The 19,616-nt window shown below is 65.0% G+C and carries 15 protein-coding genes and 1 pseudogene; 10 read left to right on the top strand and 6 right to left on the bottom strand.

The features are described 5' to 3' along the window. Positions 1–2: 2 nt before the first annotated feature. Together P9255_RS10185 and P9255_RS10180 are read right to left on the bottom strand one after the other, a co-directional pair. Positions 3–1,214: a putative DNA modification/repair radical SAM protein gene (locus P9255_RS10185; protein ID WP_309767990.1), complete on the bottom strand. Its 1,212-nt coding sequence runs from the start codon at positions 1,212–1,214 to the stop codon at positions 3–5. 65 nt (positions 1,215–1,279) lie between these two features. Beyond that, positions 1,280–1,639, bottom strand: a complete 360-nt coding sequence (locus tag P9255_RS10180) for a DUF3140 domain-containing protein (protein WP_309767992.1) — start codon at positions 1,637–1,639, stop codon at positions 1,280–1,282. 86 nt (positions 1,640–1,725) lie between these two features. On the opposite strand from P9255_RS10180, the gene P9255_RS10175 reads away from it, so the two are divergent. The 3 genes from P9255_RS10175 to P9255_RS10165 all read left to right on the top strand — a co-directional run bounded on the left by P9255_RS10175 (position 1,726) and on the right by P9255_RS10165 (position 3,011). Next, entirely contained in the window at positions 1,726–1,947 is a 222-nt protein-coding gene (locus tag P9255_RS10175; protein WP_309767994.1) for a hypothetical protein, read from the top strand. Positions 1,948–2,070: 123 nt separating this feature from the next. Continuing rightward, positions 2,071–2,391 carry a hypothetical protein gene (locus P9255_RS10170; RefSeq protein WP_309767995.1) on the top strand — a complete coding sequence of 107 codons (321 nt, stop codon included), beginning with the start codon at positions 2,071–2,073 and terminating at the stop codon, positions 2,389–2,391. Positions 2,392–2,717: 326 nt separating this feature from the next. Continuing rightward, positions 2,718–3,011, top strand: coding sequence for a hypothetical protein (locus tag P9255_RS10165; RefSeq protein WP_309767996.1), 294 nt, complete (start codon positions 2,718–2,720; stop codon positions 3,009–3,011). Positions 3,012–3,034: 23 nt separating this feature from the next. Here the strand turns inward: P9255_RS10165 and P9255_RS10160 are convergent, their stop codons facing one another. Then, positions 3,035–3,979 carry an aldose 1-epimerase gene (locus P9255_RS10160; protein ID WP_309767997.1) on the bottom strand — a complete coding sequence of 315 codons (945 nt, stop codon included), beginning with the start codon at positions 3,977–3,979 and terminating at the stop codon, positions 3,035–3,037. Then, positions 3,976–4,776 carry a phytanoyl-CoA dioxygenase family protein gene (locus P9255_RS10155; protein WP_309768251.1) on the bottom strand — a complete coding sequence of 267 codons (801 nt, stop codon included), beginning with the start codon at positions 4,774–4,776 and terminating at the stop codon, positions 3,976–3,978. Before P9255_RS10155 ends, P9255_RS10160 begins: the two co-directional genes overlap by 4 nt. Before the next feature lie 191 nt (positions 4,777–4,967). Here P9255_RS10155 and P9255_RS10150 point away from each other — a divergent pair, with 191 nt between their 5' ends. The 6 genes from P9255_RS10150 to P9255_RS10125 all read left to right on the top strand — a co-directional run bounded on the left by P9255_RS10150 (position 4,968) and on the right by P9255_RS10125 (position 12,691). Further along, a complete protein-coding gene (locus P9255_RS10150; protein ID WP_309767999.1) occupies positions 4,968–6,071 on the top strand; it encodes a LacI family DNA-binding transcriptional regulator in 1,104 nt (367 codons plus the stop codon). Between the two features lie 133 nt (positions 6,072–6,204). Continuing rightward, positions 6,205–7,221: an ABC transporter substrate-binding protein gene (locus tag P9255_RS10145; RefSeq protein WP_309789439.1), complete on the top strand. Its 1,017-nt coding sequence runs from the start codon at positions 6,205–6,207 to the stop codon at positions 7,219–7,221. 67 nt (positions 7,222–7,288) lie between these two features. Next, positions 7,289–8,851, top strand: coding sequence for a sugar ABC transporter ATP-binding protein (locus P9255_RS10140; protein ID WP_309768002.1), 1,563 nt, complete (start codon positions 7,289–7,291; stop codon positions 8,849–8,851). Continuing rightward, positions 8,848–9,843: an ABC transporter permease gene (locus P9255_RS10135; RefSeq protein ID WP_309789438.1), complete on the top strand. Its 996-nt coding sequence runs from the start codon at positions 8,848–8,850 to the stop codon at positions 9,841–9,843. The genes P9255_RS10140 and P9255_RS10135 overlap by 4 nt, the downstream gene beginning before the upstream one ends. A gap of 1 nt (position 9,844) precedes the next feature. After that, complete coding sequence (locus P9255_RS10130; protein ID WP_309789437.1) at positions 9,845–10,801, top strand: ABC transporter permease; 957 nt, start codon at positions 9,845–9,847, stop codon at positions 10,799–10,801. 93 nt (positions 10,802–10,894) lie between these two features. Then, a complete protein-coding gene (locus tag P9255_RS10125; protein WP_309789436.1) occupies positions 10,895–12,691 on the top strand; it encodes a thiamine pyrophosphate-requiring protein in 1,797 nt (598 codons plus the stop codon). A gap of 29 nt (positions 12,692–12,720) precedes the next feature. On the opposite strand, the gene P9255_RS10120 is transcribed toward P9255_RS10125, so the two are convergent. Next, positions 12,721–13,248: a low affinity iron permease family protein gene (locus P9255_RS10120; RefSeq protein WP_309768007.1), complete on the bottom strand. Its 528-nt coding sequence runs from the start codon at positions 13,246–13,248 to the stop codon at positions 12,721–12,723. A gap of 287 nt (positions 13,249–13,535) precedes the next feature. Here P9255_RS10120 and P9255_RS10115 point away from each other — a divergent pair. Continuing rightward, positions 13,536–18,421: pseudogene (locus P9255_RS10115) on the top strand (response regulator). A gap of 22 nt (positions 18,422–18,443) precedes the next feature. On the opposite strand, the gene P9255_RS10110 reads toward P9255_RS10115, so the two are convergent. Next, the gene (locus P9255_RS10110) at positions 18,444–19,562 is read right to left on the bottom strand and encodes a 3-deoxy-7-phosphoheptulonate synthase (RefSeq protein WP_309768010.1); all 1,119 of its coding nucleotides are present in this window, start codon (positions 19,560–19,562) and stop codon (positions 18,444–18,446) included. Positions 19,563–19,616 lie beyond the last annotated feature (54 nt).

Raw genomic sequence — 19,616 nt, 5'->3', positions numbered from 1 at the left:
CGCTAGAGAAGCGACAACTGCACCGGCTGCGTTGCGAGCGCTCGCCGCAGATTTTCCGACGACGCCTCGACGAGCGGCGGCCGATAGTCTTCCGTCACCACGAACGGCTTGACCTTGTCCATGCTGCAGCGCAGCCGCACGAGATCGTGATAGCGCACGCGGCGCGTTCGCCGCAACTCGACGATGCGCTTCGCGTTGCGCATCCCGATGCCCGGCACGCGCGCGATCATCCGCCCGGGCGCGACGTTCAGGTCCACCGGAAAGCGCTCGCGGTGCGCGAGCGCCCAGGCGAGCTTCGGATCCACATCGAGTGGCAGGTTGCCGGCATCGCCGAGCAATTCGGCTGCGTTGAAGCCGTAACCGCGCATCAGAAAATCCGCCTGATACAGCCGATGCTCGCGCAAGAGCGGCGGCGCTTTCGACGGCACGCCGGTCGGGCTGTCGGGAATGGGGCTGAACGCGGAATAGTAGACGCGCTTCAATTGATACGAGCCGTACAGCGTTTCAGCGGTGCCGAGGATCGTGCGGTCGTCCGTCTCGTCCGCGCCGACGATCATCTGCGTGCTCTGCCCCGCCGGCGCGAAACGCGGAGCGCGCGGCTCCGCTTCCGATTCCTCGCGCGCCACGCGGATATTGCCCATCGCGAGCTTGATCGTCCGCCCGCTTTTTTCGGGCGCGAGACGCTCCAGGCTGATCTCGGTCGGCAACTCGATGTTCACGCTCAACCGGTCCGCATACCGCCCCGCCTGCGCGATGATTTCGGGATCGGCGTCGGGAATGGTCTTCAGGTGGATATAGCCGCGAAACTGATGTTTCTCGCGCAGCGTCCTGGCGACGAGAACGAGTTGTTCCATCGTGTAGTTCGATGAGCGAATGACGCCCGAACTGAGGAAGAGGCCGTCGATGTAATTGCGGCGATAAAAGTCCACCGTCAGCGAGACGACTTCCTCCGGCGTGAAGCGCGCGCGTGGCACGTTGCTCGACCGGCGATTGATGCAATAACGGCAGTCGTACAGGCAGAAGTTGGTCAGCAGGATTTTCAGCAAGGACACGCAGCGGCCATCCGGCGTGAAACTGTGACAGATGCCCGAACCCGTGCTCGCACCGAGGCCGTCTACCCCGCGCGACTCGCGTTTCGGCGCGCCGCCGCTCGCGCACGAGGCGTCGTACTTGGCGGCATCCGCAAGAATTTCGAGCTTCTCTGACAGTTCCATTCTGGCTATGATACTGTATGTTTATACAGTATGCTATCGGTGTCGTGCGAGGTTGAAAGGGCGCTTCACTTCAGCGGATCATGTCCCCAGTTCATCAGCGAATAACGCCAGTTCGTATGCTCGATATCGCCATGCGGGCGCTGCGCCATATGGCGCTTCACGTAGCCGGCCACCTTGCGCATGTGCGCGTAGTCGTCGGCCTGCAAATCGCTTTTCTTCGCGCCGAGCAGCTCGATAATGCGTCTGCCCGACTTGTGGCCCACGGACTCCGCATCACCGTCTTTCTGGCCGACTGCGCGGGACTCTTCCGTCGCAAGCCACTTCTCGAGTTGGTGCGCCGTCATGTTGACGAGCGTCTTGAACTCTTCGAACGCGGCCCTGTCTTCTTCGTCCGTCGATTGTCCATGCGTAGTGGCTGTGGTCACGAGTTTGCTCCCGGTATCGCGTCGCATTGTTCGAGCAAACATCGCTCCCGTGACATCGCCTTTCCTTACTAGCGGAGACTTCCCGAATGCGTTTCGACTACAAGCACTTTCATATCGACTGCACGGCCCGTCATGATGAAGACGGCAGCTTCTACGCACATGCCCGGATCACGAGCGCGCCGAACGAAAATACGCCTAATCTCGAAGTCCACGACTCTGGTGACCTCGACGCCTTCGCGAATGAATGGGACGCCTTACATTGCGCGCGGGCATGGGCCATCGAATGGTGCGACGAAGCGCTCGCCTGACGTGTTCGTTACTTCCTGACGTGGCGGCTTTCATCGCGCGGCACAGCGATTGCGGTATGTAAGCCGCGACGCCGCGCAGTCCACGCGAAGCGGCGCGCTTAAACCATCATCAAGGGAGGCACCATGAAGATCGCAAAGAAGAGCTTGCTTGTATCCGCGCTGGTTCTGAGCATGTCGGGCGCTGTATTCGCGCAGGGTGCAGGCGGCGGTGCGGGCGGCGGCGGTGGAGCGGGCGGTGCGGGCGGCGGCACGGCGGGCGGTAATGGCGCTGGCCAGGGCGGCACCGGCATGAGCACGCCGAACGCACACGGCACGACCGGCGCCACGTCAGGCGCATCCGGTTCGAGCACGATGGATTCCTCGGGCGGCACGAGCGGATCGACCGGTTCCAGCAGCCATATGAACAAGAAGAGCGGTTCGAGCAGCGGCAGCAAGGCGTATTAACGCGCTGCGCCGATGAACGCACAGGCCGCGTTGAATGCGCGGCCTTTTCTTCCCTCATTACTTCGCTGTCGACGGTCACGCCCCATGACCAATCCCTCCGAACGCATCCCTTCGACATAGGGATTTCGCGTCCTCTCCCGAATCCGTAACGTGTGCCTGCGCGATGTCTCACGCGCTCGACACGGCACTGCGGCAAACACGCCGCATGGCCGAATCGTTCGCGCGCCTGGCCGCATTCGATCATCGCGCCACTTCGTCCCAACGCTGCAAGGAGTCCGCGAAATTCGTTTCCGGCTGCTTGAGCATTCGTTACAAGGAGCTGGAACATGAAGCCGAGCCTGAACCTGAAAGTCGTCGCGATGATGGCCGCCTGTGCAGTGACCGCGACCGTCGGCACTGCGCGCGCCGAAGGCATGCCCGAGTCCGCGCAGCAACTCGTGCAGACGATGCGTCCGATGCAGCCGCACAACGGCGCGCCCGAACAGGATGCGAGCGCGCAGTCGAGGGCGAGCGACGATCGCGCCTATGGCGGCGCGACCGGCAACGCGGGAACATCGGCGAGCGGACGCAGCGCCGATTGCGCATGGGCGCCTGCATGTACCGTGTTCTTCGGGCATTGAAACGCGTGCGGACGCCGTGGACCCTAATCCGTCCGCGGCGTCAATCGGAACGCGACGCTGGCCGCTTCACCGGGTTCCAGCACGCCGCCGCCCTTGAGCGCGTGATCGACATCGAGGTTCACCCAGTCGGCCACGTTGCTCACCGGCTCCACGCACAGCAGCGACGGAAAAGCCGCCGGCGCATAGATCACCATGAAGTCGAACGGCGCATCGGCATCGAGCGTGATGGAGCGATGCTCATCCGGCCAGGCAATCGACGCCGTGCGCGTCCAGCCCGCGAAGTTGTTGTCGAGGTCGAACGCATCGGCGGCCATGCCTTCGGGCGATGCCAGCGCATCCACGCACGGATGCGGTCCGATGTGCGTCGGCAGCGGATCGGGCGTCGTATGCCACATCGATGAAACCTGCGCACGCACGCGCGTGTTCGGCGTGCGCGGAAAGTACGGATGATGGCCGATGCCGAACGGCATGCGCCGGTCGGACCGGTTGCAGAGCGACATCGTGACCGTCAGCGATGTGTTGTCGAGCGCGATGTCCTGCGCGGCCTCATAGGCGAACGGCCAGTGATGCGCCACGTCCATCGACGGATCGTGACTGAGCGTGAGCCGCGCGCTCGCCTCCGACAACGCATCGACGCGCCACGGCCGCCGCCACGCATTGCCGTGCAGCGCATGCGGGAACAGGTTGCCGTCGCCGGACAGATCGACAGGCGCGCCATCGAACGTGAAACGCGCATCGCGGATGCGGTTGCAGTACGGCGCCAGCGGAAAGCTCGCCATGCCGAGTGGATTGCGCGCGGCGAGCGCATCGGGCGTGGCGGGACGCAGCCAGTGACGCTCGCCGTCCCCGTGCGCGTCGAAGAACGCCGCAATCGCCCCGCCGATATGCGGCGCGAGCACCACGCGCCGCGCGCCATGCCGCAATGTGACGAGCGCGTGGTCCGCGCCTTCGTTGGGATCGGCGCTCAATATGCGAACTGCCGGTAGTTTTCGTCGAAGGTGCGCGCGGTTTGCTCGACCACCGGGCAGTATCGCAAGAGACGCTTCGCGCGCGGCGGCAAGCTGGCGAGCACGGCGCGCGGCACGTCGATATGCACTTCGGGCCGGAAGTACCAGGCGCGGCTATAACCGATCACGACCATCGGACGCGGCTCGTCGGTCAGATTCGGCGTGCCGCGATGCAGCCCGCGCACGTCGCGGATCATCACGTCGCCGAGGCGCATCGGCACGCGCTCGGGCGGGAAGCGGCCATCGGCGAGACCGGCGAGCGCTTCTTCGCGAGAGATGCGATGCGTGCCGCGCGTCGTTTCGAGCGACCCGTTTCTGTCGTCGACATCGACGAGCGGAAAGTTCACGGCAAGCTGGAACGATGGCGTTTCGGGCGCGTCGTCGAAGAGCGGCGGCGTGTCGCGATGCCAGTCCTGGAAATCTGAGCCGCGCACCGGCGTATCGGTGGCGAGCTGGCACATCACCGGGTCCGGCCCCGCCACGCGCTCCACGATGCCGACGATATCCTCATCGCAGAAGAAAGCCGGGTCCGCGAACTCGCCTTCGAACGGCAAGGTCACGTAGTAGCGCCCCGGCCCGCGGTTGCCACTGACGGATGCCGCTTTCGCCGACTCGACATGCGGCGCGAAGAGCGGCGCGAACGCATCGCGCCATGCTTCGAGCTTCGCGCGGTCGAAGTGGTCGCGCAGCAGTACGAATCCATCCTGCTCGAACGCTCGGGCGAGCGCATCTCTCGTGCTTTCGTCATACCGGCCCATCGTCTCCTCCATGTTTCGGTCTCGGTTCGATCGAAAACAGCATGGCATGGGGGTAATCGGCTCGTCAATATTATTAGTAATAGACAGGGAAAACCCCGTGACGGCTCTGTTCGCTTAGGGGCTTCCCGCGTTGTTCATCATTAATATTAGTGGTAAGTTTCATTCGCTCTATGACTTGCGTTGCCCGCACGATGAAGAAAACCACGCCCCGCCGTCCGACGATGACCGACATCGCGAAGCTCACCGGAGTCTCGCAATCGACGGTATCGCTGGTGCTCAACAACGCGAGCGGCGCGAAGTTCTCGGACGCGACGCGCGACAAGGTGCTGAAGGTCGCGCAAGAGCTCGGCTATCGCATGACGCCGCGCGAATCGGCGAGCCTCGAAGCCATCGACACGCTCGGCGCGCAAGGCGAGCGCAATCTGATCGTGTATCTCGCCGACGAAATCTCGACGAGCCCGCATCCGGTCGTCAGCATCGACGGCGCGCGTGAAACGGCGTTTGCGCATGGCCGGATGCTCGCCGTCTATTCGACGCACGGCAACGCGGAGATCGAGCAGCGCGTGCTGGACTCGACGCTCGGCAATCCGAACGTGCTCGGCGTGATCTACGCGACGGTGTACACACGCCGCGTCACGCTGCCCGCTTCGCTCGCGCAGGTGCCGACCGTGCTGCTCAACTGCTACACGAGCGAGGCGAGCGTGTCGTCGGTGGTGCCGGCGGAGGTCGCGGGCGGCCATACGGCGACGGATCATCTGCTCGCGGCGGGGCATCGGCGCATTGCGTATATCAACGGCGAGCCATGGCAGGACGCCGCGCGCGAGCGCCTGAAGGGGTATCGCACGGCACTTGCGACAGCCGATCTGCCGTTCGCGCCGGAACTCGTGCGCGAAGGCGACTGGAGTTCCGGCACCGGCTTCGAGCAGACGCTTTCGCTGATGCGCGAAGCCAATCCGCCCACGGCGATCTTCTGCGCGAACGACCTGATGGCGCTCGGCGCCATCGAAGCGCTGAAGCAACTGGGACTGCGCGTGCCGGACGATGTGTCCGTCGTCGGCTACGACGATCAGGAAATCGCGCGGCACACGCATCCGCCGCTCACGACGGTCGTGCTGCCGAACTACGATCTCGGCCGCTGGGCCGTCGAAACGCTTTTGCAGGAAGAACACAATCGCGCGGCGGGCGCGCCGGTGCGACGCCGCACCGTGAAGCTCGACGGTCCGCTGATCGAGCGCGGATCGGTCAGGGCCATCAATGAAGTCAGGCAACTCGCCATCAATCAAATCGGCGAGTGAATCGGCTGACGGCGGATGACCCGGCGCACATAACCATAAAAGCAGCAACAGCAAGCCACTCTCGCAGCAGATCGACCGTGCAACAACAAGCATCGGCATCACCACAAGAGAAGCATCCTTATCGGAGGAAGACATGCTGTCGCTAGAGAAGCAATCACGCCCGGGCCTGCGCCCGCTCGCCGCCGCACTCAGCGCGCTCGCCGCGCTGACGCTTTCCGCGGGCTTCACCGCCGCGCACGCCGCCGACGACGCCCTGCCCAAGATTCCGAACAAGAAGCCGCTGCGCGTGGGCTTCGCACAGACCGAAAGCAACAACCCGTGGCGGCTTGCGGAAACGAAGAGCTTCAAGGACGTCGCCGCGAAGTGCGGCTGGCAGATGGTGATGACCGATGCGAACAGTTCGGCGGCGAAGCAGGTCTCGGATATCCAGAGCATGATCGCGCAGCGCGTCGACCTGCTCGTGTTTCCGCCGCGCGAAGAGAAGCCGCTCGTGCCGGTCGTCATGCAGGCGAAGAAGGCGGGCATTCCGGTGATCCTGGTCAACCGCAACATCGATCAGTCGATGGCGAAGGCCGGCCGCGACTACCTCACGTTCATCGGCTCGGACTTCATCGATCAGGGACACCGCGCCGCCGACTGGCTCGTGAAGGCGACGAACGGCAAAGCCACGATCATCGAACTCGAAGGGTCGACGGGCGCATCGGCCGCGAACGATCGCAAGAAGGGCTTCGACGAAGTCATCGCGAAGAATCCGGGCATGAAGATCATCGCGTCGCAAAGCGGTGACTTCGCGCGCGACAAGGGCCGCCAGGTCATGGAAACGCTGTTGCAGGCGCACCCGGACGTGACCGCCGTCTACGCGCACAACGACGAAATGGCGCTCGGCGCGATTGCCGCGATCAAGGCCGCCGGCAAGCAGCCCGGCAAGGACATCATTCTCGTGACCATCGACGGCACCAAGGGCGGCCTCGAAGCGATCAAGGCAGGCGAGCTCGGCGCGAGCGTGCAGTCGAGCCCGTTCTTCGGACCGCTTGCGTGCGAAGTTGCGCAGAAGTACGCGAAGGGCGAGACCATTCCGGCCTGGGTGAAGGTGTCCGACCGCTTCTACGACAAGAGCAACGTCGATCAAAGCATGCAGTACGGGTACTGAAGCAGGCGTGTGTGTTGCGGGCGCGTGTTCGAGCGCGCCCGCTTTTCTCAATCGACGGACGACACGCATGGCTCAGACTCCCTTACTCGACATGCAGGACATCGATATCGCGTTCGGCGGCGTCGCGGCGCTCAAGCACGCGCGGCTCACCGTGGCGGCGGGCGAAGTGCACGCGCTCATCGGCCAGAACGGCGCGGGCAAGTCGACACTCATCAAGATCCTGACGGGCGCTTATCGCAAGAGCGGCGGCACGATTCGCTTCGACGGCCGCGAAGTCGATTTCCGCACGCCGAAGGAAGCACGGGAATCCGGCATCAGCACGATCTATCAGGAGATCAACCTCGTGCCGTTCCGCTCGGTCGCCGAGAACATCTTCCTCGGGCGTGAGCCGCGGCGCTTCGGCCTCATCGACTGGAAAACGGTGCAGCGTCAGGCGTCCGGCCTGCTCGAATCATTCGGATTGCATATTGACGTGAGAAAGCCCGTACGCGACTATTCGACCGCGATTCAGCAGATGGTCGCGCTCGCCCGTGCGGTGTCGTCGGATGCGAAGATGGTCATCATGGACGAATCCACATCTTCGCTGGACGAACGCGAAGTCGAACTGCTGTTCACCGTTGTGCGCCGCCTGCGTGACGACGGCCGCGCGGTGATCTTCGTATCGCACCGGCTGGACGAACTCTACGCGCTATGCGACCGCGTCACGGTGATGCGCGATGGTCAGACCGTCGCGGAAAGCACGATGCAGGAGATGGACAAGCTCAGGCTCGTCACGACGATGCTCGGCCGCACGCTCGCCGCCGTCGTTCACGAAGACAGCGCGGTGAAGGAAGCGAATCTCGCGAAGCGCGGCGCGGTTGCGTTGAGCGCGCAGTCGCTTGCGGCAGGCGCGAAGGTCACGAACGTATCGCTCGATGTCCACGCGGGCGAAGCCGTCGGCCTCGCGGGCCTGCTCGGCTCGGGCCGCACGGAAACCATGCGCCTTCTGTTCGGCGCGGACCGTCCGTCTCAGGGTGCGCTCGCGGTCGGCGGCGATGACGTATCGTTCCGTTCTCCGAAGGATGCGATCGCGCGGGGCATCGCGTATCTGACCGAGGACCGCAAGGCCGAGGGCATCGTCCCGGACCTTTCGGTGCGCGACAACCTCACGCTCGTCTGCCTGCCCGCGCTGACGAAACGCGGCATCGTGGATGTCGCGAAACAGCGGGAGATCGTCGATGGCTTCATCGCATCGCTCGGCATCAAGCTGCGTTCGCCGGATCAGCCGGTGCGCGAGCTGTCGGGCGGCAATCAGCAGAAAGTGCTGCTCGCGCGCTGGCTCGCGACCAGTCCGCGTCTCTTGCTGCTCGACGAGCCGACACGCGGCATCGACGTCGGCGCGAAAGCGGATGTCGCGAAGATCGTGCGCGAACTGCGCGATGCGGGGATGGCCGTGCTGCTATCGGCATCCGAGCTCGAAGAACTGACCGCCGTGGCCGACCGCGCGGTCGTCATTCGCGATGGCGAAACGGTCGCGCAACTGGACGGCGCGCAAATGAACGAGGCATCGATCATGGATGCCATCGCCTACGGTTCGGGCGAAGAATCGTCGCTGGCGCAAGCGAGCGCCGCGCAAGGGAACGAAGCATGATCGACAAGACGCAACCGGCCGCACCCCTCGCCGCCGACGCGCAGGCAACGCCGTCGAAGAAGAAGCGCGGCATCGCAATCCAGCGAGAGATCGTCGTGCTCGTCGCGATGATCGTGTTCAACCTCATCTTCACGGACCACTTCTGGTCGCTGCAGACCTTCAACGTGAATCTCACGCAGGTGGTGACGATCGTGATCGTCGGCATCGGCATGACGCTCGTCGTGGCGACGGGGGGCATCGACCTGTCCGTGGGCGCTTCGATGGCCATTGCAGGCGCGCTCGCGCCGATGCTCTTCATGAACATCGACGGGCCATTGGGCATTCTGCTCGCGTTCACGTTGCCCGTGCTGGCCGCTGCGCTATGCGGCGTCTTCAACGGCTTGCTCGTGACGAGGCTCCATGTGCAGCCGATCGTCGCGACGCTCGTGCTGTTCATCGCGGGCCGCGGCATCGCGCAGGTCGTCACCGATGGCAGCCTGCAGGCGTTCAACAATCCCGCGTTTCAGTGGATTGCGCTCGGCAAGGTCGCCGGCGTGCCGTTCCAGATTCTGTTGATGCTCGCGCTCGTCGCGATCTTCACGTGGATCGTGCGCAAGACGCTCTTCGGGAAGTACCTGCTCGTCACCGGCGGCAACGAGGATGCAGCCTATCTATGCGGCATTCCGACCGCGCGCGTGAAGATGATCGCCTATACGTTGTGCGCCGCGCTTGCGGGACTCGCGGGCCTGATCTCGATCTCGGTCAATTCGTCGTCGGATGCGAACGTGGTGGGTCTCGGCGTCGAACTGGACGCCATCGCGGCGGTGGCCGTCGGCGGCACCGCGTTGACGGGCGGCAAGGCCTATATCACGAGCACGCTGATCGGCGCGCTCATCATCCAGCTATTGCGCTATACGCTGCTCGCGCACGGCATTCCGGATGCCGCCGCGCTCGTGCTCAAGGCCGCGATCATCATCGCCGCCGTCTATGTGCAGCGTCGCCGGGGCTCATGACATGAAGAAGAACCTTCCCATCCTCATCGCACTCGTCGCGCTGGTCGTGCTCGGCCTCGTGCGCTACGAGCACTTCGCGTCGGCATACAACGTCACGTCCTTCTGGCGATACAACTCGATGTTCGCGCTGATCTCCATCGGCATGGCGTTCGTCATCATCACGGGCGGCATCGATCTCTCCGTGGGCGCGGTGGCCGCGCTCGCGAGCGTCGTGGCGGCGCTGGCGAGCCCCTACGGCGCGGTGGCGGGCGTGCTTGCGGGTTCGCTCGCGGGGCTGGCCGTGGGCGTGCTGAACGGCATGGTCATCACGCACATGCGGATTCTTCCGTTCATCGTCACGCTCGCGACCAGTCTCGGCGCGCATGGTCTCGCGCTGCTGCTCGGCCATAACGATGCCGTCGCGATTTCATCCGGCATGAACTTCGCCGCCTTCGGCCAGGACGATCTGTTCGGCCTGCCGATACCGGGCATCGTGTCGCTGATCGCAGCGGTCGCGGGATGGATCGCGCTGCGCAGTTCGCGCTTCGGGCGGCATGCGCTCGCCATCGGCGGGAGCGAAGAGGCATCGCGGCTGATGGGCCTGAACGTGGATCGCACGCTCGTCGCGGTCTATGCGGTGAGCGGACTGCTGGCGGGCATCGCGGGCGCGATTCTCGCGGCGCAATTCGGCGCGGGACAGCCGAACGAAGGCGTCGGCTGGGAGCTGTTCGCGATTTCGGCGGTCGTGCTCGGCGGCACCCGGCTGACGGGCGGCGAAGGCTCCATCGCGATGACGATTGCAGGCGTCGCGCTGCTCGGGCTCGTGTTCAATCTGCTGAACTTCGAAAATGGTCTGGGCTATATCAGCCTGTCGGCGTACTGGCAGTCGGTGATTCGCGGGTTGTTCCTGTTGCTCGTGATCGTGCTGCAGGCGCGCGTGCTGAAGCGAAGGGCGATGCCTGCGAAAGTCGCGCACTGAGCTTACGCGTCGATTGCACGCGCACGGCATGTGCCTTGCTGCCCGCCTCTCGTTCCTGCATTCCTTTCCGAACGCATCACGGAGGCAATCATCATGAGCACCACCGTCGGCGATTTTCTGGTCGACCGCCTGTACGCCTGGGGCGTGCGCCGCATCTACGGCTATCCGGGCGATGGCATCAACGGCGTGTTCGGCGCGCTCAATCGCGCGAACGGCAAGATCGAATTCATTCAGGCGCGCCACGAAGAGATGGCCGCGTTCATGGCCTCCGCCCATGCCAAGTTCACGGGCGAGCTGGGCGTGTGCATCGCGACTTCGGGACCGGGTGCGTCTCATCTGCTCACCGGTCTCTATGACGCAAGGCTCGATCACATGCCGGTGCTCGCCATCGCGGGCCAGCAGGCGCGGGCCGCGCTCGGCGGACACTATCAGCAGGAACTCGACCTTCAGGCGATGTTCAAGGACGTCGCGGGCGCTTTCGTCGAGCAGGCGAGCGTGCCGTCGCAAGTTCGCCATCTGGTCGATCGCGCGGTGCGTACGGCGCTCGGCGAACGCCGCGTAACCGCGCTGATTCTGCCGAACGACTTGCAGGACCTGAAGTACGAGCCGCCGCCGCGCAAGCATGGCACCGTGCATTCGGGCGTGGGCTATCGCGCGCCGAAGATCGTCCCTTATGCCGACGATCTGCAACGCGCCGCCGATGTCCTCAACGCCGGCAAGAAGGTCGCGATTCTCGTCGGCGCGGGCGCACTTCAGGCGACTGACGAAGTGATCGCGGTCGCCGAAAAACTCGGCGCGGGCGTCGCGAAGGCGCTGCTCGGCAAGGCCGCGTTGCCCGACGATCTGCCGTTCGTCACCGGCTCAATTGGCCTGCTCGGCACCGAGCCCAGCTACAAGCTGATGACCGAATGCGACACGCTCCTGATGATCGGCTCGGGCTTTCCATATTCCGAGTTCTTGCCGAAGGAAGGTCAGGCGCGCGGCGTGCAGATCGATATCAAGGCGGACATGCTCTCCATCCGCTATCCGATGGAAGTCAATCTCGTCGGCGACAGCGCCGAGACGTTGCGTGCGCTGCTGCCGCTGCTGCAGGAGAAGACCGATCACGGATGGCGCGACGACATCGAAGGCTGGATGGGCGACTGGTGGAAGAAGCTCGAAAAGCGCGCGCTCGAGCCTGCAGAGACCGGCGTGAATCCGCAACGCACCGTATGGGAACTGTCGCCGCGCGTGCCGTCGAATGCGATCGTCACGAGCGATTCCGGATCGTGCGCGAACTGGTATGCGCGCGACCTGAAAGTAAAGCGCGGCATGATGTGCTCGCTATCGGGCGGCCTTGCATCGATGGGCGCGGCGGTGCCTTATGCGATCGCAGCCAAGTTCGCGCATCCGGGCAGACCGGTGATCGCGCTCGTCGGCGATGGCGCGATGCAGATGAGCAACATGGCCGAGCTCATCACAGTATCGAAGTACTGGAAGCAATGGTCCGATCCGCGCTGGATCTGCATGGTGCTCAACAACGAAGACTTGAATCAGGTCACATGGGAGCAGCGCGTGATGAACGGCGATCCGAAGTTCGAAGCATCCCAGAACATTCCGTCGGTGCCGTATCACCGGTTCGCGGAGCTGATCGGCTTGCGGGGCTTCTATGTCGACGACGCGGAGCGCATGGCCGCCGTGTGGGACGAAGCGCTGGCGTCGGACCGTCCTGTCGTGATCGAAGTGAAGACCGATCCAAATGTGCCGCCACTGCCGCCGCACTTCACGCTGCAACAGGCGAAGGCGTTCGCGACGACGTTGTTCGAGGGCGATCCCGATCAGGGCAACGTCATCGTCGATACGGCCAGGCAAGTGCTCGGCGCCGTGCTGCCGGGGCATAAGGACAAGTAACCGGCGCTGTTCCTAACGGGCGCCGCGCTTCAGCGTGCGCCCTTGGCGCTCGCGCCTTCCACTTCGGTTTGAGCGTCAACATCGCACGCGGGCGACGGACTCGCCCCCGCTTTCGAACCGCCGTCGGCAGCCAGGCGCAGATACGCCGCGGCGAGTCTGCGCAGTTCCTCCTCGCTCGCATCCTCGATGCCGATCAGATGATTGCTCGCCCGCCGATGCGTCGCGAGCAGTTCGTTCAGCTTCAGGTGCAGCGCGACGCTGTCCTTGTTCTGGCTCTGCTGAATGAGGAACACCATCAGGAACGTGACGATCGTGGTGCCGGTATTGATGACGAGCTGCCATCCGTCCGAGTAATGAAAGAGCGGCCCGGTGACGACCCATACGACGATGCTCGTCACCGCGAAGCCGAAGGCATACGGCGAGCCGGCCCAACGCGTGACGAGACTCGCGAAACTGTCGAACGCCCGCATGATCGGGTTCGCCTTCGCATAGGCGGGACTCGTGGTGTCGGGGATGGTGTCGAGTTGGTCGGTGGAAGTGTGGCCTTTGGTTTGCATATATTCCTCCCTGCTGGACACAAGCCGGACAGCAAGAAGCAATCCTTACACGAGACTTCCAGGTCCCTGCAATCCTGTCCGTCCGCAATCCGCGGGCGCGCGCTGGTCACGAAAGTTGCTATCGCCGTCACGCAAAAAAGCGCATCGCGGCCGCGCGAGCCGACGCGGGGCGACCGCTGTTCCATGCGAAAATCGCGTGGCTCATTCAGGCAGCCTCATCCACAGAACGTCGCTCTTGCGCGATCATGCCGCGGCATCGAAAAGACCAGCGAGGAGATTTTGCGTCGATGAAGTCCAACAATCTGATCCCGGATACGACAGCAGACGGCGTGGAACCGAGTTTCCTGCTCGGCGGCGGCGAAATGGGCGTGCTCATCCGGGGCTTCGATTGGGCGCAGACTTCGCTCGGCGAACCGATGCTCTGGCCGCAGAGCCTCAAGACCGCCATCCGCATCATGCTCACCTCGCGCCAGCCCATCTGGATCGGCTGGGGCCGCGAACTGCTGTTCTTCTATAACGACGCGTACAAGTCGATCATCGGCGGCAAGCATCCCGAGGCGCTCGGCCAGCCGACTTCGGTCGTATGGCGGGAAATCTGGAACGACATCGGCCCGCTGCTCGACACCGCGCTCTCGGGCGTGGAAGGGACATTCGTCGAACAGAAGCTGCTCATCATGGAGCGCAACGGCTTTCCGGAGGAAACGTATTACACGTTCTCCTATAGCCCGATTCCCGACGACCGCGGCAGCGCGGGCGGCATCATCTGCGCGAACAGCGACGATACGCAACGCGTGCTCGGCGAGCGGCAACTACTCGTGCTGCGCGAACTGGCGACTTCCGCCGCCGATGCGCGCACCTGGCGGGAAGCCTGCGAACGTTCCATGAAAGCGCTCGGAAACGCGCCGCGCGACATGCCGTTCGCGCTCCTTTACGCAGCCGAGCCCGCCAGCCAGACGGCGGCGCTCGTCGGCGCGTGCGGCATCGCACCGGGGCATCCGGCCGCGCCCGACACGCTGCATGCGGGGCAACCCGGCGCATGGCCCGTTCACGACGTCCTGCGCGAAAATCAGGCGCGGCTCGTGACGAATCTGCAAGAGCACTTCGACACCGCCCTGCCGAGCGGCGCATGGAACGCCGCGCCGACGCGCGCCGCGCTCCTGCCGATTGCACCGACCGGCGAGACGGGCCCGGCTGGCGTGCTGGTCGTCGGGCTGAATCCGTATCGCTTGTTCGATGACGGCTATCGCGCGTTCATGAATCTCGTCGCGGGACAGGTCAGCGCGGCGATCGGCTACGCCCATGCGTACGACGAAGAGCGCCGCCGCGCCGAGGCGCTCGCGGAAATCGATCGCGCCAAGACGACGTTCTTCTCCAACATCAGCCACGAATTTCGTACGCCGCTCACGCTGATGCTCGGCCCGCTCGAAGAGATGCTCGCGAACCGCGAGCGCGTCGCGCCCGGCGACGTGCGGCTCGTCGAGATGATGCATCGCAACGGCTTGCGGCTTCTGAAGCTCGTCAACGCGCTGCTGGACTTTTCGCGCATCGAGGCGGGACGCATCGAGATTCACCGGCAGACGACGGATATCGCCGCCTTCACCGCCGAACTCGCGTCGCTGTTCCGCTCGGCCATCGAATCGGCCGGGATCGAGCTTCGCATCGACATTCCCGATACGCCCATCATCGCGGACATCGACCGCGACATGTGGGAGAAGGTCGTGATGAATCTGCTGTCGAACGCGTTCAAGTTCACGTTCGACGGCGCGATCGAAGTGTCGCTGCGCACGATTGCCGGTCAGGAAGTGGAGATGTGCGTGCGCGATACGGGCATCGGCATTCCGCAAGAGGAGCTGGAGCGCGTCTTCGAGCGCTTTCATCGCGTCGCGGGCGCGACGGGGCGCTCGGTCGAAGGCAGCGGCATCGGCCTCGCGATGGTCCAGGAACTCGTCAAGCTGCACGGCGGGCGCATCGGCGTCAACAGCAGCCCCGGCGACGGCGCGTGCTTCCGCGTCACGCTGCCCGCCGCGCAGCTGGCGTCCGTTCCGCGCGACGCCGCCGCGCGCGCCGAAGCGAGCAGCGGCGCGCGTTCATACGTGGATGCGGCGCTGCGCTGGACGCCCGATGCCGACGAAACCGGCGATCTCCGCGCGATCGACGGCCTTGCGCCCGCGTTCGACGCACCGCTCGCGCCTGCCGACGGTGAAACGGCGTCGATCCTCGCGACGACGGGCCGCGTGCTCGTCGTCAACGATAACGCCGACTTGCGCGAGTACATGCGCCGCATGCTGGCCGCCGCAGGCCACGAGGTCGACGTCGCCGCAGACGGCGCCGCCGCGCTCGATGCCGCCCGTGCGTTGCGCCCGACGTGATCGTCTCCGATGTGATGATGCCGCGCCTCGACGGCTTCGGCCTGCTGCGCGCGCTGCGTGACGACGACATGCTGCGCGACACGCCCGTCGTGCTGCTGTCGGCGCGCGCGGGCGAGGAAGCGCGCGTGGGCGGCCTCGACGCCGGCGCCGACGATTACCTGACCAAGCCCTTCTCCGCTCGCGAACTGCTCGCGCGCGTGGCGAACAATCTGCGGCTCGCGCGGCTGCGGCGCGAGACGGAACTGCGGCTGCGCGAGGAATCGCGCGTGCTGGAAGTGCTCAACCGCGTCGGAACCACGGTCGCGGGCGAGCTCGATCTGGCGCGTGTCGTCCAGGTGGTGACGGACGCGGCCACCGAACTGACGGGCGCGGCGTTCGGTTCGTTCTTCTATAACGTGCCCGACAACGAAGGCGGCAGTTACAAGCTCTATGCGCTCTCGGGCGTGCCGAAAGACAGCTTCGCGAAGTTTCCGATGCCGCGCAACACGAGCGTCTTCGGGCCGACGTTTCGCGGCGAGGGCATCGTCCGTTCGCCGGATATCACGAAAGACCCGCGCTACGGCCACAGCGCGCCGCATTACGGCATGCCGAAGGGCCATCTCGCGGTGTGCAGCTATCTCGCCGCGCCCGTCATCTCGCGAACCGGCGAAGTGCTCGGCGGTCTCTTCTTCGGGCATCCCGAACCAAACATATTCGATGAGCGCGCCGAGCATATCCTCAGCGGCATCGCGGCGCAGGCGTCGATCGCCATCGACAATGCCCGGCTCTTTCAGGCGGCGCAGGACGAGATCGCCGAGCGCACCCGCGCGCAGGCCGCGCTGCGCGATCTGAACGAAACGCTCGAGCGGCGCGTGACGGAAGTCGTCGCGGACCGCGACCGGCTGTGGGAACTCAGCGAAGACCTGTTCGTGATCGCGAGTTTCGAAGGCGCGCTGTTGCGCGTGAGTCCGTCGTGGTCGTCGGTGCTCGGAATCGATGCGCAGCGCCTGCATGCGCGCACGATGCTCGAACTCGTCCATGCCGACGACGCGCCCGGCGTCGCGCTCGAACTCGACAAGCTGCGCGCGAGCGGCGCGCCGGTGCGGTACGAGTGCCGGCTTGCGCGCATCGACGGCGGATGGCGATGGATCGCGTGGACGCTGTCGCTCGATCCGCGCACGCGGCGCATTCACGGCGTGGGCCGCGACGTCACCGCCGACCGCGAAACCGCCGACGCGCTGCGTCACGCCGAAGAGGCGCTGCGCATGGCGCAGAAGATGGAGGCCATCGGCAAGCTGACGGGCGGCGTCGCGCACGACTTCAACAACCTGCTGCAGGTGGTCGGCGGCAATCTGCAACTGCTCGCGAAGGATGTCGCCGGTCACGACAAGGCCGAGCAGCGCGTGCGCAGCGCGCTCGCGGGCGTGGCGCGCGGCGCGAATCTCGCATCGCAACTGCTCGCGTTCGGACGACGCCAGCCGCTCGCGCCGAAGGTCGTCAATCTGGGCCGCTTCGTGCGCGGCCTCGACGACATGTTCCGCCGCGCGCTCGGCGACGGCATCGAGATCGAGACGATCGTATCGGGCGGCTTGTGGAACACGCTCGTCGATCCTTTCCAGGTGGAGAACGCGCTGCTCAATCTCGCGATCAACGCCCGCGACGCGATGGACGGCCACGGCAAGCTCACCATCGAGGCGGGCAATGCATCGCTCGATGAGACCTACGTGATGCGCAACGCCGATGTCCTGCCCGGCCAGTACGTGATGGTCGCCGTCACCGATACGGGCTCGGGCATGTCGCCGGAAGTGCAGGAACGCGCGTTCGAGCCGTTTTTCACGACCAAGCGCGAAGGACAAGGCACGGGCCTCGGCCTCTCGATGGTGTACGGCTTCGTCAAGCAGTCGGGCGGGCACGTGAAGGTCTACAGCGAGGAAGGCCACGGCACGACGGTGCGTATCTACGTGCCGCGTGCGCGCGAGGAAGAAGACCTCGAAACGAATACGCAAGCGGGACCGGCCAAGGGCGGCAGCGAAACCATTCTCGTCGTCGAGGACGATGAGGAAGTGCGCGCCACCGTCGTCAACCTGCTCGCCGATCTCGGCTATCGCGTGCTGCGCGCGAAGGACGCGCATAGCGCGCTCGCCATCGTCGAAAGCGGCGTGCCCATCGACATGATCTTCACCGATGTCGTGATGCCGGGGCCGCTGCGCAGCACCGAACTGGCGCGCAAGGCGCGCGAGCGCGTGCCGGGCATCGCGGTGCTGTTCACGTCGGGATACACCGACAACGCGATCGTGCATGCGGGGCGGCTCGACGAAGGCATCGACCTGTTGAGCAAGCCTTATACGCACGACGCGCTCGCGCGCAAGGTCCGGCTCGTGCTCGGGCGACACGTTCGCAAGAGCGCGGACGCGAATGCCGATGCCGCAGCCGCGCCGCCCGAAGGCACGGACGATGGCGTGTCGGGCAAGCGCGTGCTGTTCGTCGAAGATAACGAAATGGTCCGCACGAGCAGCGCGGAACTGTTGCGCTCGCTGGGACTCGACCTGACGGAAGCCGCGAGCGTCGATGAAGCGACGGCGCTGTTGCGCGCGCATCGCTTCGAGGTCTTGCTGACGGACGTGGACCTCGCGGGGGAGTCCGGCGTTGCGCTGGCGATGGCCGCGCGTCGCGAAGAACCGTCGCTCGGCGTGGTGTTCGTGACGGGCTACGAGCTTGCACTGAGCGACGAGGAACGCCAGGCGCTGCCGGGAGCGATTCAACTGCGCAAGCCCTACGATCCGGAAGCGCTGCTCGATGCGGTAAATTCAGCGGCTGCCGCCTGAGCGCGGCAGCTTTTTCCCTGCCTTACCGCGCCCTGCGCTTGCGCACCGCTTCCGCCAGCAACTCGAGCACCGGCTCGGTCTGCGTCCAGCCGAGGCACGCATCCGTGATCGATACCCCGTGCTTCAACGGCACGCCGGGCTTCTGGTCCTGACGCCCTTCCTCGAGATGACTCTCGATCATCACGCCCGTGATGCGCGTCTCGCCCGCCGACAACTGGCGCGCGATGTCCTCGGCGACATCGACCTGACGCTGATGCGATTTGTTCGAGTTCGCGTGCGAGCAGTCGATCATCACCTGTTCGCGCTGACCGAGCGCCGCCAGCGCCGCGCAACTGGCGTTCACGCTGTCCGCATCGTAGTTCGGGCCTTTCTTGCCGCCGCGCAGAATGACGTGACAGTCGGCATTGCCACGCGTTTCGAAGATCGCCGCCATGCCCATCTTCGTCATGCCCATGAACGCATGGCTCGCGCTCGCCGCGACGATCGCGTCGGCGGCCACCTGCACGCCGCCATCGGTGCCGTTCTTGAAACCGATCGGGCATGACAGCCCCGATGCGAGCTGTCGATGACTCTGGCTCTCGGTCGTGCGCGCGCCGATCGCGCCCCACGCGATCAGATCCGCGATGTACTGCGGACTCAGCAGGTCGAGAAACTCGGTGGCGGTCGGCAACCCGAGCGCGCTGATTTCGAGCAGAAGTTCGCGCGCGCGGCGCAGACCTTCATTGATGCGGAAACTGCCATCGAGACGCGGATCGTTGATATAGCCCTTCCAGCCGACCGTCGTGCGCGGCTTCTCGAAGTACACGCGCATCACGATGAGCAGATCGTCGCTGAGCCGCTCGGCGACGGTCTTCAAAGTCCGCGCATACTGCATCGCCTGATCGTGGTCGTGAATGGAACACGGCCCGACGACGACGACGAGCCGGTCGTCGCGGCCATGCAGGATATTCGCTATTCCCGCGCGGCTTCGCTCGACGAGCGATTGCACCTCGGACGTGACCGGCAGTTCGTCGAGCAGCAGCGCGGGCGAAATCAGCGGACGCACCGCGCCGATGCGCGTGTCGTCGATGCGGGTCGTATCTTGCGTGGAGTCGGCCACGCCGGCCTCCTGATCGCGAGCGGGATTGTCGATGCGGCTCAAAATGGGCTCCGTGGTGCGTTGTCGATGCTTCGAAGTGGGATTGGATGCGGTTTT

Origin of the sequence: Caballeronia sp. LZ019, from assembly GCF_031450825.1 — a bacterium.
Taxonomy (GTDB): Bacteria; Pseudomonadota; Gammaproteobacteria; order Burkholderiales; family Burkholderiaceae; genus Caballeronia.
Note: the sequence above shows the minus strand (reverse complement) of the source record. Positions and strands in the feature narration are given on the sequence as shown.

Bases quoted from the DNA above. Each gene is read 5' to 3' on its own strand.
- P9255_RS10175 (WP_309767994.1), top strand. From the start codon at position 1,726: ATGCGTTTCGACTACAAGCACTTTCATATCGACTGCACGGCCCGTCAT.
- P9255_RS10165 (WP_309767996.1), top strand. From the start codon at position 2,718: ATGAAGCCGAGCCTGAACCTGAAAGTCGTCGCGATGATGGCCGCCTGT.
- P9255_RS10155 (WP_309768251.1), bottom strand. From the start codon at position 4,776: ATGGGCCGGTATGACGAAAGCACGAGAGATGCGCTCGCCCGAGCGTTC.
- P9255_RS10185 (WP_309767990.1), bottom strand. From the start codon at position 1,214: ATGGAACTGTCAGAGAAGCTCGAAATTCTTGCGGATGCCGCCAAGTAC.
- P9255_RS10120 (WP_309768007.1), bottom strand. From the start codon at position 13,248: ATGCAAACCAAAGGCCACACTTCCACCGACCAACTCGACACCATCCCC.
- P9255_RS10130 (WP_309789437.1), top strand. From the start codon at position 9,845: ATGAAGAAGAACCTTCCCATCCTCATCGCACTCGTCGCGCTGGTCGTG.
- P9255_RS10150 (WP_309767999.1), top strand. From the start codon at position 4,968: ATGAAGAAAACCACGCCCCGCCGTCCGACGATGACCGACATCGCGAAG.
- P9255_RS10170 (WP_309767995.1), top strand. From the start codon at position 2,071: ATGAAGATCGCAAAGAAGAGCTTGCTTGTATCCGCGCTGGTTCTGAGC.
- P9255_RS10145 (WP_309789439.1), top strand. From the start codon at position 6,205: ATGCTGTCGCTAGAGAAGCAATCACGCCCGGGCCTGCGCCCGCTCGCC.
- P9255_RS10135 (WP_309789438.1), top strand. From the start codon at position 8,848: ATGATCGACAAGACGCAACCGGCCGCACCCCTCGCCGCCGACGCGCAG.
- P9255_RS10125 (WP_309789436.1), top strand. From the start codon at position 10,895: ATGAGCACCACCGTCGGCGATTTTCTGGTCGACCGCCTGTACGCCTGG.
- P9255_RS10140 (WP_309768002.1), top strand. From the start codon at position 7,289: ATGGCTCAGACTCCCTTACTCGACATGCAGGACATCGATATCGCGTTC.